Source organism: Thermococcus sp. GR5 (assembly GCF_012027535.1).
Classification (GTDB): domain Archaea; phylum Methanobacteriota_B; class Thermococci; order Thermococcales; family Thermococcaceae; genus Thermococcus; species Thermococcus onnurineus.
Window position 1 is genome coordinate 156,511 of sequence record NZ_SNUN01000004.1, and the last position, 14,301, is coordinate 170,811.

Here is a 14,301-nt window from a genome sequence, read left to right on the forward strand (position 1 = left end):
ACATCACCCCAGGCCAAGCAGGTGCATAACTTCGCCCGTGTGTCCCGTCATACTTATGAGCACCGGAAGAATAAGGCCTCCGAGGCAGTAACTCCTTCTGGTGTTGAAGGCCGCCGCCATCATGCCTATTGCCGTTGAGACGAGGAGCACCACTATCCCCATCGGTCCGGTGAGGACGTATGAGATGATAACCAGCGTTATTGCTACGAAGTAAGAGAGTTTCCTAATATGGACGATGTTGAAGCTCCTCGCAAGGAACTTGGAGATGTAGTAGGTGAAAACGAAGCTTATTCCCGCGCTGAGTAGTATGACGCCTACGGCCGCCAAGTATTCGGAGTAGCTCTTCGGAGTGTATATCGAGCTAACGAGCCATGCCGCCGCTCCCCTCGTGAGCCTGAGGTTGGGCAGGAAGAGCAGCGTGAAGGCCCCGACGTAGTAGATGACCCTGTTAACTCCTTGACTGATTATGAAGGCATCGTCACCGCGCTGGCTCGTCATGTGACCCGCTATGAGCGCTCCCATACCTCCAGTGATTATCGGGTAAACGGCAGCTATTGTTCCTCCAAGAGCACCGCCAAAACTGGCCTTAGCGATGTTGTAGGGACTGCTCTCAATTCTATCGTCCGGCACCTGTTCCAGCATGGGTGGATTGGAGAGTATGTTCAGCAGCACCCAGGACATCCCAAAGAAGCCTATGAACATGGGCGTAAGCCTCGTGTAGGCGCTCGTTGTCGGTAGGAGGTTGGTGTTCATGACGATGAAGCCAAGGATTCCGGAGAGTAAGAAGACGAGTAATCCACCCAGTATCTGCCTCCAAGCCATCCAGAGCCTCTGGAACGGCGTCTTGCCCCTGTCACCTTCCTTGGGCCACTCGCTCATGAACATGAAAAGAACTATGGCGGTGAGGAAGTAGGTGATGTACGGACTGGTCGCCTGGTATATCGGCGGAAGTACCTTCGGGAAGATGAAGAGGGCGCCTATGACCAGTATAAGCGTTCCAGCAACCGCGCCAATGAGGTACAGCAGTACCGCCTCATGTCCTCTGCCAAGGAGGAGGTACCTCTGCGTGGGGAAGAGCAGGAAGACGGCGCTTTCGTCAGCAACGCTGAAGTAGACGCTCGATATTGCACTGACGTAGGCGTAAGCTACTATGGCCCCTATAGCAAAGAATGGAAAGGCCTGGACGGGCATGAGCTCGCCGACCCCGAAGACTGCCACGAGCAGGGCCATGATGTTGAAGATATGGAATCCCGGAATCCATGATATAAGCGAGCCGAAGAGCACTCCGGCCAGCGACCAAATTAAAATATCCGAGAGGGGGAGCATGGTCATCACCTCACTCGACGATTATTGCGTCACTCATGTAGGGGACGACCTCTATGGTACCCTTGTACTCGGTAACGTAGCCTGCTATCCTGACAACCTGGCCCTTACTGAACGTCTTATCGCCCGCGGCGCTCTTCGGTATGAAGATAACGAGCTCGCCGCTACCGTCATCAATGGTGAGCTTGAAGAAGGTACTTCCTTCATAGAGGTCAACGATAGTTCCACTGACGATCACCGTCCTGCCCATGATGTCTGCGCTCACGTCTCCGGTTTTAACCTCGGGGGAAGGCTCTGCCCTGATAACTTTGAGTGAAACCACCATTCCGCTGTCCGTGTCGTAGGTAAGCTCAAGGACGCTCCCAGTTCCGGCATCAAAGGGGTTGGGGAGCAGGTCCTTGCTTACAAGGATGGAGGCACTTCCCGTATCGTCGCTGACGTTCATGATGTACTCGGGCCCCTTGTAGGCAAGGGCATCCCACGTGACCGTCAGGTTGACAAGGCCGCTGGTCCCCTCGAGCTCAGATAAGGTAACGGTTTGAATTTCTCCTTGGGATGATTCAGCCACGCGGATCGCATCGGCGGTGTATACCACTATCTCGGGCTCTCCGTTGTACTCCTCAACGTAGCCCGCAATTAGGACTTTGTTCCCCTTCCTAACTTCGACGCTTCCGGCAGTAGAGGGTATGAACACCGCCACCTCTCCGCTTCCGTCATCGACCATCAGCTTAAGGCTCGTGCCGAGCTGGACTACCGATATTACTGTACCGTTGACGGCAACGGTCTTTCCAGAGAGGCTCAGGCTCACTGAACCGGTACTGATAAGCTCCGCGGGAACGGCCTTCACGACTTCTAGGGCGGTTATCTCCATTGTCGTGGGATCAACGGTGACCTTCAGTTCACTACCTGTTCCTGCCTCTAGAGGATTGGGAAGTAATGTTCTATCAACCACGAGGGAGGCCTTTCCGGTTTCGTCTCTGATGCTCATGATGTAGTTCGGCTTCTCGTAGGCCAAAGTGTCCCACTTCACCACGAGCCAGACTAGCCCCTGTGCAGTCTTAAGGTCCGAGACCGTGACGAACTGGGCCTCTCCGCCGAGTTCGGCTTTCACAACGGCATTCGGAGTGAAGACAACCACCTCTGGCTCTCCTCTGTACTCCTCGACGTAGCCACCGACCTTAACTACGTCGCCGACCTCTGGGACGTAGGAAAGCTCGTTCGCAGTGGAGCGCGGCACGAAGACCGGCAAGTCGCCGACGACTATCTTGAGGTTGCCGCTGAGGTTGGCGACATCGGTCACCTTGCCGATCACGAGCACGAGCTGGCCTCTCATCTCAAGGGTTATCTCCGATGGAGACATCGGTGTTGGCTCCACTGGCTTCACGATTGTCAAGTCCTTGCCCCTCACCTCGGTAGCGCTAACAACGAGTCCCATGACCTTAACCTCGCTGCCTGTTCCCACCTCCAACGGGTTGAGGTTCATGAGTGCTTCTTTCGGAATTGAGACAGTTACACCATCAATCTTGAGGTAGTAGGTGTAGTTCTCGTAGGTGATGCCCTCGAGCGAGCCTGTGAAGTCTACGAGAGAGCCAACATAGCTGTCCAGCTCATCCGCGGTGACCTGCGGGAGTTCGATCTCCGATTCCTCCAGAGGCCTTCCAAGGGCATGTACCCCGTTTCCGGTGTAAACAACAACTTCGAGCTCATTGCGGTACTGGTCGAGGTAGCCGGCGACCTCAACGCCAAGGCCGGTCTGGAGGTTGTCCTTCGTCATGTTGGAAAACTCGGCAACGCTCGCTGAAGGTATGAAGACTACCAGCTTTCCGGTTCCATCGTCTATGTAGAGCTTGAGGTTCGAGCCGATGGTGGCTATCTCCTCGATGTTACCCCTGACGATCACTATCTGGCCCCTCATATCCTCAGTCAGAGCCCCTATTGGGATAACTTTCGGAGCATTGGGCTCGATGACCTCGACGTAGGCACCGACCAGCCTGCCATCATCCCCTATCCTTCCAGCAACCTTAACGACGCTTTCAGTGCCAACCTCAAACGGATCAAGCTTCGCCAACACATCCCTCGGAAGGAGTGCATCGAAGTAATTGGTTCCATCCGTGAGGGTCAGGACGTATCTGCCGCTCTCATAGGAGATTCCGGCAAGCTCACCCTTAACGCTGAGAACCATTCCGATGTAGTTTGACGCTTCAGCAAGCGGAACCTCGGGAGCCTCCTCTATGGGCGTAATGTGGAACTTGTCAATGTCCCTTACGACTATTTCCGGAGAAGAACCCTTGTAGAGGTAGACGATTCCTGGAGCATAGACGGTGTCACCCGTTTTGAGTGTGACGTTGTTCTCCACAAGGAGAACTCGCGGCACGAGGACTGCAACCTCGGACTCGCCAGTATCAACGGTAAGCAGAAGTCCAGAGCTGACGTTTGAAACCTGTGTGACGATTCCCTCGACGGCGACGTAGAGATTGGCCATCTCCGGGGTAAGGGAACTGACTTTTTCAGGGCTATCTGAGTAAACCTTCGAGACGAACTCCAGGCCGTCAAGGTACTGGAGAATCGCGTAGGTGTAGGTCTCCCTTACCCTGAGCTGAACCTCGGCAGTTACGTTGTCCCCGGGGAACGGCACGAGGTTTTTGGCTATCATCTCCTCCGCCAAAGGAGAATAAACCCTGACGTCTATCTGCCCAGTCCCATCATCTACGGTGAACGTTATGGATATTCTCCCCCCAGTATCAGAGACGTAGGGAACACTGACGACGGTTCCGTTTATCCTCACGACGGCGTAGTTCATCAAGTAGCTTCCGTAGACATCATTCACCTTTATTAGCGGTGCCTGAGCTGTTTGAGCAGCCACTAAAAGAACCGCAACGCCAATAATCGAAATCAACAGCGACAGGTATTTAAGTCGAGAGACGTCCAGCTTCTTTTGCTCCTTCAGACCATGATAGTAAAGCCTCTTCTCACTTTCCATTCCAGCCATACCCAGACCTCCGGTTTATTTAACGTAGCAACGTACTACAACGCGTGAATTTTTAACAGTTTCGTGTCAAAGAAATACAGAAATGGGCAGGTGTGGATAAAGAGGAACATAAAATGTAAGGGACTTCTCAAAAAATCCGAACGCCAACAAGTTCCGAGTTGAATTCAGGACAAATGAGACAAAGATAAAAATACCAAGACTTCACTCTAAGCCCTTCAGAATCTTCTCCACATCGAAACCTTCCTCGTACTTCTTGAGCTTCCTCTCGAAGAACTCCACGAAGAGCTTGTAGCGCTTGGCCCTGTGCTTTGGAGAACCCCTTATGCTGTGGCCGTGAGCACCGCGCTTGAATATCGCTATGTAGGCCTCCTTGCCGAGGTCCTTGAGGGCGTGGTAGAACATGACGCTCTGGTCGAGCGGACAGCGGTAGTCCTCCAGCGAATGGATGAGCAGTATCGGTGCCTTAACGTTCTCGACGTAGAAGAGCGGGCTGAGCTTTCTGTAGTTCTCGTTGTTCAGCGGGTCGTCCCCGATTACCTCCTTGTCGAACCAGAGACCTATATCGGAGAAGGCGTAGCTCGTCAGCCAGTAGCTTATGCCGTTCTCACTTATTCCAGCCTTGAAGAGCTCGTTCTGCGTCAGCGCCCAGTTGGTCATGAATCCACCGTAGCTGATGCCCGTTATTCCAACTCTCTCGCGGTCGGCCTGCGGTTCAAGCCTGAAGAACGCCTCGATTCCGTTGAGTATATCCTGAAAGTCTTCTAAGCCAGTCCTTTCAAGGACGCGCAGTGCAAAGTCCTCGTCATAGCCGTTACTTCCCCTCGGATTGACAAAGACAATGTAGTAGCCCTTACTCGCCATCAGCTGCATCTCGTACTTGAAGTAGTGGCCGTACATTCCCTTCGGCCCGCCGTGGACGAAGACTATGACCGGAGCCTTCTCGTCCTCCTTCAGCTCTGGCCTGATGTACCAGCCGTCTATCTCGAGGTCGAGGGACTTAAACCTGAAGTGCCTCGGCTCAAAGGTCCTGAGCCTCTCAAAGAGCGGCCCGTTGTAGTCGGTGAGCTGCTTAAGTTCGCCGTCGTAGAGGTAGAGCTCCCTCAAGCGCGTTGCAGTCTCGATGAGCATCGCAACCTTTCCACCGTCGACGTCGAAGCCCATGACCCAGTGCTCGCCAACGGTTATAGGCTCAACCTCACCATCCCACAGGTAGAGGTTGATACTGCCAGCCTCATAGAGGGTGAAGTAGACCCTACCATCGTCAAGCCTAGCCTGGCCTGTATTCCTGCCGAGGTGTTCATTTATAGCCTTCAGCTCGCCGTCGTAGAGGTAGAGGAAGTCGTGCTCGCTGAGCTTTTTCTTCTCGGGCTTGCCGCGAAGGAGGATGGTTTTGCCGTCGGAATCAACCGCCTGGAAGGAAACCCTCTCGAAGAGTTTCTCCCCATTTCCATCGCGCCAGAGGTAGATATCGGTGAACTTGAAGAAGGCGGGCTTGCCCACCTCACGGTGAGGAACGTTGACGACTATGGCGTTGCCGTGCCAGATACCCGAACTGAAGCGAGGCTTCTCAAACTCCTCGAGTATCTCCTCGCTCTCGGTGTCGAGAATCCAAAAGGTGGTCTTCTCACCGTCGAAGAAGCCCATGTTGTCGAACCACACAGGGACATCGTCCTCGAAGATGAAGTCCTCATCGTCCCTGCGCTTGAAGCCCACAATAAGGAGACGCCGGGAATCGTCGTTCCACTGGATGAAGCGGACGTTTTTAGCCTCCAGAACCTTCTTGGCGCTAAGCGTTTCAACGTCGGCAACCCATATCTCGGAAGTCCTCTTCTCCCCGTTGGGCCTCATGAAGGCGAGCTTCCTGCCATCCGGAGAAAAGCGAGGCATGGAAGCGTTCTCGATGAAGCGCCTTGTTCCAGTTTCGATGTCCTCAACCACCACAGTATTCTCGTACCTATTGTCCTTCATGTTGGCCTTGGTCAGAACGTAGGCGACCCTATCTCCCTTGATCTGGGGGTCGCCCAGGTAAGCAAACTTAGAAAAGGTCTTTTCATTCCATTCGATGCTGCTCATAACGGTATCACCAATTTAGTAGAGAGCCTTAAAAGTATATAAGCCTAACCCAGTGGACAGGTGGAAACATGAAAGATGAGTACGCAGTTGGAATAATTCTCATAGCGGGACTCGCCGTATCACTGGCCTTCAGGACGTACCTTGGAGTAGTCCTCGCTGCAATAGGGATACCGCTCTACCTGGCCTACGTAGCCAGAGAACAGAATATACTGGCGAAGTCGAGGCTCTTCGACAGGGATCTCTTCCTCATGATAGCCATAGCGATAGTAGTGATACTCGTCTTCGACTACCTATGGGATCCGAGGATGGGCCTCATAGCGATGGCAGTGGTGATCCCAGTCCTGGCTCTCTACGCGGACAGACTAAAGGCGAGAAAGAAGTCTCAGAAGGCCTGAGAGGTTTCCGGTTCTCTTATAATTCCTTAGTTCTTTCCTCATCTCGTCTAGAAAAGATCCCTCAACGCTGAATTTTTCCCTTATCCTGCGCGAGATGTAGTTGTCGTTGATGAAGAGCATGGCCATCGCCGATGTGAGGTTCTTGGGCTTCCTGAAGCCGGCCTTCTCGAAGTCTATAAGCCAGACGCGCTCACCAACTATTATGTGCTTTCCGCCCTGTATCTGGCCGTGGTCGAGGCCGAGCCTGTCAAGGAGGGCCGTTTTATGGACTATCTCGAAGAGATGGCGCTTTTCAACCTCAGCGTAGAAGATTATCTCACCCTCCGCGAACTCGCGGATGAGATATTCGATGCCCCCAAAGGTTCCGTAGTCTACAAGCCGAGGGGTTATCTCGTATGGCTCGAGTATCTTGATGATCTCTGCCTCTCTCTTGAAGTTCATCCTCGGGGAATCCGGACGCTGGAGCTTAACTATGACGCTTTTTTCCCCTAACCTGGCTCTGAAAATAAGGCTCGTCGTCCCTTTGGCATAAGGCTTTATTTCGGCCAATCCTAACCCTTCTAGGTGAGAGTAAAAGCGCTCCAGCTGAGCTCTGCTTATCAGGTGGTCGAACATAGGCCTCGATAAGCTTAAATACTCCGCCGATAAAATACTTTTGGTGATAGCCATGGTGACGGCTTTTATTTTGATGGTTACAGCCGCTGGAAAGGAAAGGGAAGTTATGGAGAAGCTTCTCGCCATGCCGGAGGTTAAAGAAGCATACGTCGTCTACGGCGAGTACGACCTCGTAGTTAAGGTTGAGACCGACACGCTCAAGGATCTGGACCAGTTCATCACTGAGAAGATAAGGAAGATGTCCGAGATACAGATGACCTCGACGATGATAGCCATCTGAACCTCTCGATTTTCCTACTTTCGTTTCTGAGAAAAGAAAAAAGGCTCACTTGTTCATCATGAGCCTTATTCTTTCCGCCGAATCCTTGGCCTTGTCGGATATGTTGCTGAGGGTTCTTGCTATGTTGAGGATGTAGAAACCGTCGCCCCAGCTCAGCTCGTTCTCCTTCTCGAAGACGAGCTGCATGAGCCTCGTATCGAGTCCGTCTATCTTACTCTCGACGCTCTCTATCTCCCTGATTATCTCGTACTCCCTCTCAATTTCCTTCTCGGTGAAGCCGCTCTCTATGACGCGGTCCATCTGGACTATAGCCTCGTGGACAAGCTTAGCAGCTTTGATGCTCTCCGTCCCCATCTGGAGGATTATATCCTTAATATCGGCCGGGATTTCATTCGGTCTCTTGATGAGGAGCCACTTGGCGGTGTCTTCAGCAGCGTCGGCAACCTTGTCCTGCATGTGGAGGTATACGAGAACATCCTCCCTCGCGACGGCCATGAGAAGCTTGGAGCTGAGGGAGTCCCTTATTTCCTCCTTTATCCTGTCGGCGACGTCCTCGAGGCGGTCGACCTCGATGGCCACCCTCTCCATTTCCTCGAAGTTCCCCTCGTACCAAAGGCGAAGGGCCTTCTCGAGGGTCTCAACCGTCTGGAGGACCACATCAGCGTGCTTAATTAGAGGCTTGAACGGGCTCTTCGCGAAGAGTTTGGTCCACACCTGCATGATATCACCCCACCACCATAAGCACCTTGAATATAATGGCGCTCACAACGGCCGCTATCGGAACCGTCACGAACCAGGAGATTATTATATCCCTCACGATGTTTTTGTTTATTGCCTTTACTCCCCTAGCCAAGCCTATACCTATGACGGCACCGACCACCGTGTGGGTCGTTGAGATCGGCATTCCGAGCCAGGAAGCCACGAGAACCACCGTTGCAGCGGAGAAGTCTATGGTGAAGCCCCTCGTGTTGGTAAGCTCTGTTATTTTCTTGCCGACCGTCTCCATGACGCGGTAGCCGTAGGTTGCGACGCCAACCGCTATGCCTACTCCACCGAGGACGAGAATCCACCTCGGAACGGGCACCTGCATTCCAGCCAGACCCATCGTTGCGACGGCGTAAACGGCGGCAACAGGGCCTATTGCGTTGGCGACGTCATTGGCTCCATGAGCTAAAGCCACGTAGGCAGAGGTGACCACCTGCACCTTCTTGAATATGCTCTCAACGCCAATGTACGGGTCGCTCGAGGGGAAGCGGACCTTTATGAGGAAGTAGCTGAGGATGAAAACGATTATGCCAAGAGGTATTCCATAGAAAATGACCCCCGTCTTGAGGTCACTCCCGTGGAGAACCTTGATGTAGAACATGGCCCCGATGACCACGAAGGCCATGCCTATCCAGAAGGGAGACCATATCCTCGCACTTCTCACAGGATTTCCGCTTTCGAAAATGCTCTTGGTAAGGGCCTTGAAGATGAAGTAAGCCATTAGGGCACCTATTACCGGGGACAGTATCCAGCTAAGGACGACCTGCGCCATCTTGTCCCAGTTGACGATGCCCAGGCCGGCGTAGGCTATCCCGTAGCCCGCTATGCCACCTATGATCGAGTGCGTCGTTGAAACCGGGAGTCCGAATTTGGTAGCCGCTACCAGCCAAATCGTTGCAGCAAGCAGGGCCGCTATTGAGCCGTATATAAGAACCGTTGGATCTGTGATTTTGTCGGGGTAGAGTATGCCCTTCCTTATCGTCTCTGTGACGCTCTTGCCGAAGAAGTAGGCTCCGGTGAACTCGAGGATACCCGCTATGATCACGGCCTGCTTCGGAGTTATCGCCTTCGCACCGACAGCAGTGCTCATAGAATTTGCGGCATCATTGGCACCGATGGCCCATGCCATCGCAAATCCAAGAACGATGGTTATCAGCAGCCATGGATCCACGCTTATCACCGAGAGAACGCTTCCCCCGAAGATATAAATATCTTGCCGCAGTAGAATATAGTGCACCGCAAAGTTCTATATAGACATAAATAGAATAAAGAGAAATCAGGGTTCAACCTTGACGGGCTCAACCCCAATGCTTCCATCGGTTGCCATGAACAGCCTCGTGTAGTGGTCAAAGCCGCCCTCGTCAGGTGAAGCGTAGAGCGGGGCCCCTGCAGCGCCGGCTACTACGAACTCAGCACCATCCTTCTCGCCGTACCAGAACATATGGATGTGGCCAAAGATTCCAAAGGCATTGTACTCCTTCATAAGCTGAAGGAGCCTCTTTCCATCGGTTGGGTTCATGCCGTGGTCTCCCTCAGGCCTGGGATCAGCGGGCGGTGCATGCATTACTATGACGGGCCTCTTACCCATCTCCTCGGCCTTCTCAAGCTCATCCTGGAGCCAGGCCCACTGTTCGTCGCTCAGGCTGTAGTCGTTCTCGATGTTGTTCATGAAGATGTAGTAGTAATCCCCGAGAACAAAGGAGTAATCTGTCGGACCGAAGAGCATATGATAAATGTTTATTCCCTCTCCCCTGTACTCGTGGTTACCCGGGGCAACGAATATCGGCTTCTCCCACTCCCACTCATCAAGCAGGGCCGCCCACTGGTCAACCGTTCCCGAATAGATAAGGTCACCACTGTCTATGATGAACACAGCATCTTCTTCATTATTGTTTATCTCCTCCATTATTTTAAGGAACACCTCAGGGACCTCCGTGCCGCCGTCCGATCTGTGGTCACCGAAGGCTATAATCTTATAGTCGCCAAGCTCCTTGGGAGCTATGTTGAATGAATCTGCGCTCGTGGTGAACTTTACCCATGTGTTTTCCGCTTCGGTACCCTCCGGAAGCTGGAGGACTTCCGGATTGGTGTTTTCAATGATGTACGTTAGCTCAATGCCCTTGGCATTCTTTACCTCAACAGTGATGTTAAAGCTCAAAGCGTGGATGTAGACGGTAGAGTCGTTCACGTTGCTTATGAAACCACCCTTGACCGTCACGTTTTCTCCCTCAACGACGCGCCAATAGTAGATGAACGGCTCCTTGATCTTGAAGGAGTCAAGATACCAGTGTTCGCCCTCGTCCGGGATTCCGTTCCAATTGTTGTCGCCTATGACCTTAACCAAAACTCCCTCAAAGTCACCCATCCTGACAACATCGTCCGTGCTAACGCTTCCGCCGTTCTTAAGTTCCAGCGCGTATTCAACGGCAGCACCTGCCCCCGCCTTACTCGTTCCGGTGAAGACGTAGTAGGCTTTTCCATCCTGGTTAAAGACAGCGAAGATACCCTTATCCTTGCCAACGAACTTGACGCCGAGCTTGTAGATGATGTAACCGAAATAGTCGTTGACTGTGATGAGAATCGGCTTACCCTTAAGGAGAGCCCTTGAGTCAGCGGGAGAGAGGATCGCGACGCCACCAGTGTAGTCCTTAGCTGGAAGAATCTGAGCGTCCGGGAAGTAGTGCTTGGCCAAATCCTCGTAGCCTTCACTCACGTAGACCTTTGAGACGTCCGCAAGGTTGTACCATCCCGCCAGAACCTGACCCTTCTCATAGCTATCGAAGTCTATGCCCTCTGAAGGCGTAGAAGTTGGAGACGTCGACGTTCCCGTTGTCTCAGTGGTTCCGCTGGAGCCGATACATCCCGAGACCAGCACAATGAAGACGAGCAGGATTGCAAAAGTGGCTTTCTTCATGGACTTCACCTAAGAGGAGATTGACACACGGCCTTAAAGCCCTTTTGATTCGCCTTTCTGACCCACCATATTTAAATATCCGTTCACCCAAGAGAATGGGGTGATATCATGTTCGTCGGACACTACACCGAGGTGCCCGAGAAAGACACCGGTTTTGAGGGAGTGACCATCAGATGGCTCGTTTCCCCGAAGCTCGGGGCCAAGAACTTCGCGATGAGGTATTTCGTCCTCAAGAAGGGTGCTGAGATACCCCTCCACAGTCATGACTGGGAGCACGAGATATTCATCATGAAGGGCGAAGGAATAATAACTAACGGGAATGAAGAGCACCACGTTAAGGCTGGAAACTTCCTCTACGTCCCGCCCAATGAGCCCCACGGCTACAAGGCACTGAGCGAAACCTTCGAGTTTCTCTGTCTGATTCCGGTCAAACGGGAAGCCATTCCAGACGACGAATGGGCCTAGCGGCGCTTGTAGTGATAGACCTTTATTTTCTTTCTCCTAAGGAGTTGAAAATAAGCTTTTCTGGATTTGGGGGGGATTGGGGGTTCTTCAAGAAACGCCCATGCGAGGTCATATGCAAGGGAGGCTACGAATATCATAATGAGACCGAGGATTATCAGCGGGGTGTGGTACCAGATGACGCCGATTTTGGGGATGACGAGGAGAGGTTTGCCGATGACCTGCTCGGGATATACCACCCATGGATCAGGTCTCTCACGGTTGTCTCCCTTAGTAATGTAATAGATCTGTCCGTTTTCATCCGTGCGGATTTCGGCAACCCTGTGAAGGATTCTATAAGTGGAGTTTCCAATCTCGATGTTGTATAGGATAACATCACCAACGTGAACATTGTGAGAGGGATACGTAACAACGAGGTCGTTGGGATTGATGTTTGGCTTCATTGAGTCAGTAAGGATGACAACGTACTGAAAGCCGAAGATGAACTTAAGGACAACTACTAGGATGACGAAGAACAGGAGAAGGTAAGTCAAAATGGAAAGGATATCACGGTGCTTAACATTCATTCAGAGCCTCCTAGAGAGTTCATGAACCCTGGTAGACCACATAAACAGTGTCAAAGCTGCTGAGGGGAACACCATCAGCGCTGGCTCCGTTGGTGAATGTCACAGTATAAGTACCGCTTCCATCAAGAGTAACCTGGCCCCATGCAACTAGAGTCGTGCCGCTGTAGAGCTTGACGTAGAGGGTTCCAGCTCCGGGATCAGTGGTTATGGTAACCGTTGCACTGACTACGTAGTCCGGATTGTTGGCGTTAAGGTTCCAGGTGACATCGGCCGTGGTGACAGTGCTAGTGATCGTCTTGCTTCCCTGACCAAGCTCCTGAACGTTAACTGTAATAACAGGCACAGCAAGCGCGGCACCAACCAGCGTCAGGACAAGCGCCAGCGCGAGTGGGATTAACCTCTTCTTATTGTTCCTCCTCATGGGACTTCACCCCTACTGACTATAGCCTTGTGGCTTTTGGTTGAATGAGATATATAAATAGTTTTCTAAAACAAACCATGTTGGTTCACTGTAGGATATTGTAGGTTCCACAAATGAACCACAAATTTATCGTATGCACAACAATTAATATTGTAGAATCTGCAAAAAATACCTCAGTGTAAAACAGTGCCTTTAAGATATGTGGAACCTGCCCAAGTGACCCTGGCGTTTATCAGTTCTCCTGGTGCCCCACCATCAAGTATTATGTCTTTGTAGTTGAAAGTCCTGCCCTCCACCCCGCCCTTTTTGCCCTCACCGTGGATGAGAACCTCAATCTCCCTTCCAACGTAGTTCTGGTTTATCTCGTAGGCGATCTGGAGTCTGAGCCTGTGGAGCAAGCGAGAGCGCTCCTTGACCTTCCAGCCGGGCAGCTGCTTCCATTTGGCAGCTATCGTTCCAGGTCTCGGCGAATAGCGGGAAACGTTTATCTTATCAGGCCTCACCCTCTTAACCAGTTCCACTGTGTTCTGGAATGCTTCCTCGGTCTCTCCAGGGAAGCCGACTATGATGTCCGTGTTAAGGTTCAGCCCGGGAATCTTCCTTCTGAATTCGTTAACTATCTCCTCGAACTCCTCAACGGTGTAAGTGCGCCCCATTCTCCTCAGCACTTCGTTGTCCCCGCTCTGAACAGGCAGGTGGAGGAACTTGTAGACTTTCTCGTCCTGATAGGCCTCAATCAGCTCGTCAAGGAACTTTATTGCATGATTCGGGTTCATCATGCCGACCCTTATCCTGAACTCTCCTTCTATGGACGTTATCTCATCGAGAAGCTCCGCCAAGTTGGTCCCAATATCGAAGCCGTAGCAGCCAGTGTCCTCGCTGGAAAGCTGTATCTCCCTGTATCCGCGCGCCAAAGCCTCTTTGACCCACTTAACCACGAGTTCAGGTTTGTAACTCTTGAGAACCCCACGAGCGAAGCGCGTTGCACAGTAGGTGCACGCGTTGAGGCAGCCCTCGCTTATCGGAACCACGAAGGCAACGCCACTTCTCCAAAGGCGGGGAAGCCCAAGCTTGTCAAGACTTCTCTCGCGCCAGCCTTCAACACTCACCAGCTTTCCGTCGCGCTCGGCAAGGTCTATTGCCTCAGCTATTCTGTCTATGCTCTTTACTCCAAGTATTCCAGAAACGCGAGGGTCTATTATATCAGGGTTGACGTGTGTGAGGCAACCCGTAACGATGACTCTTTTACCAGAATCAAGGAGCTCTTTTATGCGCTCCCTCATGTGCTTCTCGGTAGGGTCCTTTACGGCGCAGGTGTTCACAACAACGTAGTCAGCACTTTCCGGAGTCTCCACTAACTCATAGCCCGCTCTAAGGAGGATTGCCTCCATTATTTCGGCGTCCGCTTTATTCCTGGTGCAGCCGTAGGTCTCAACGTGAACCTTTATCATCGCACTCGCCTGGGCTTGGGGGTTTAAAAAGCATGCTGGTCAGGTCT

At 52.3% G+C, this 14,301-nt stretch carries 13 protein-coding genes; 3 read left to right on the forward strand and 10 right to left on the reverse strand.

Features of this window, described 5'->3' with window-relative positions:
• Positions 1-3 precede the first annotated feature (3 nt).
• The 3 genes from E3E33_RS05625 to E3E33_RS05635 form a co-directional block, all read right to left on the reverse strand.
• A complete protein-coding gene (locus E3E33_RS05625; protein WP_167710968.1) occupies positions 4-1,326 on the reverse strand; it encodes a tripartite tricarboxylate transporter permease in 1,323 nt (440 codons plus the stop codon).
• 10 nt (positions 1,327-1,336) lie between these two features.
• Complete coding sequence (locus E3E33_RS05630) at positions 1,337-4,312, reverse strand: OB-fold nucleic acid binding domain-containing protein (protein ID WP_167710930.1); 2,976 nt, start codon at positions 4,310-4,312, stop codon at positions 1,337-1,339.
• A 201-nt stretch (positions 4,313-4,513) separates the two neighbouring features.
• Positions 4,514-6,385 carry a S9 family peptidase gene (locus E3E33_RS05635; RefSeq protein WP_167710931.1) on the reverse strand — a complete coding sequence of 624 codons (1,872 nt, stop codon included), beginning with the start codon at positions 6,383-6,385 and terminating at the stop codon, positions 4,514-4,516.
• A 68-nt stretch (positions 6,386-6,453) separates the two neighbouring features.
• On the opposite strand from E3E33_RS05635, the gene E3E33_RS05640 reads away from it, so the two are divergent.
• Positions 6,454-6,780, forward strand: coding sequence for a hypothetical protein (locus tag E3E33_RS05640; RefSeq protein WP_167710932.1), 327 nt, complete (start codon positions 6,454-6,456; stop codon positions 6,778-6,780).
• Here E3E33_RS05640 and E3E33_RS05645 read toward each other — a convergent pair.
• Positions 6,748-7,395 (reverse strand): serine/threonine protein kinase, encoded by a 648-nt coding sequence (locus E3E33_RS05645; RefSeq protein WP_167710933.1) that lies wholly within the window; start codon positions 7,393-7,395, stop codon positions 6,748-6,750. The genes E3E33_RS05640 and E3E33_RS05645 overlap by 33 nt on opposite strands.
• A gap of 52 nt (positions 7,396-7,447) precedes the next feature.
• Here E3E33_RS05645 and E3E33_RS05650 point away from each other — a divergent pair, with 52 nt between their 5' ends.
• The gene (locus E3E33_RS05650; RefSeq protein ID WP_012572508.1) at positions 7,448-7,675 is read left to right on the forward strand and encodes an Lrp/AsnC family transcriptional regulator; all 228 of its coding nucleotides are present in this window, start codon (positions 7,448-7,450) and stop codon (positions 7,673-7,675) included.
• A gap of 45 nt (positions 7,676-7,720) precedes the next feature.
• On the opposite strand, the gene E3E33_RS05655 is transcribed toward E3E33_RS05650, so the two are convergent.
• The 3 genes from E3E33_RS05655 to E3E33_RS05665 form a co-directional block, all read right to left on the reverse strand.
• Positions 7,721-8,395, reverse strand: coding sequence for a TIGR00153 family protein (locus tag E3E33_RS05655; RefSeq protein ID WP_012572513.1), 675 nt, complete (start codon positions 8,393-8,395; stop codon positions 7,721-7,723).
• A 4-nt stretch (positions 8,396-8,399) separates the two neighbouring features.
• The gene (locus tag E3E33_RS05660) at positions 8,400-9,620 is read right to left on the reverse strand and encodes an inorganic phosphate transporter (RefSeq protein ID WP_012572514.1); all 1,221 of its coding nucleotides are present in this window, start codon (positions 9,618-9,620) and stop codon (positions 8,400-8,402) included.
• 96 nt (positions 9,621-9,716) lie between these two features.
• Entirely contained in the window at positions 9,717-11,354 is a 1,638-nt protein-coding gene (locus tag E3E33_RS05665) for a metallophosphoesterase (protein WP_167710969.1), read from the reverse strand.
• Between the two features lie 108 nt (positions 11,355-11,462).
• On the opposite strand from E3E33_RS05665, the gene E3E33_RS05670 reads away from it, so the two are divergent.
• Entirely contained in the window at positions 11,463-11,819 is a 357-nt protein-coding gene (locus E3E33_RS05670) for a cupin domain-containing protein (RefSeq protein ID WP_012572516.1), read from the forward strand.
• Here E3E33_RS05670 and E3E33_RS05675 read toward each other — a convergent pair.
• The 3 genes from E3E33_RS05675 to E3E33_RS05685 form a co-directional block, all read right to left on the reverse strand.
• Entirely contained in the window at positions 11,816-12,382 is a 567-nt protein-coding gene (locus E3E33_RS05675; RefSeq protein WP_012572517.1) for a signal peptidase I, read from the reverse strand. The two genes, E3E33_RS05670 and E3E33_RS05675, sit on opposite strands and share 4 nt — an antisense overlap.
• 19 nt (positions 12,383-12,401) lie before the next feature.
• Positions 12,402-12,803: a hypothetical protein gene (locus E3E33_RS05680; protein ID WP_012572518.1), complete on the reverse strand. Its 402-nt coding sequence runs from the start codon at positions 12,801-12,803 to the stop codon at positions 12,402-12,404.
• 173 nt (positions 12,804-12,976) lie between these two features.
• Positions 12,977-14,254 carry a tRNA (N(6)-L-threonylcarbamoyladenosine(37)-C(2))-methylthiotransferase gene (locus E3E33_RS05685; RefSeq protein WP_012572519.1) on the reverse strand — a complete coding sequence of 426 codons (1,278 nt, stop codon included), beginning with the start codon at positions 14,252-14,254 and terminating at the stop codon, positions 12,977-12,979.
• Positions 14,255-14,301: the final 47 nt, after the last annotated feature.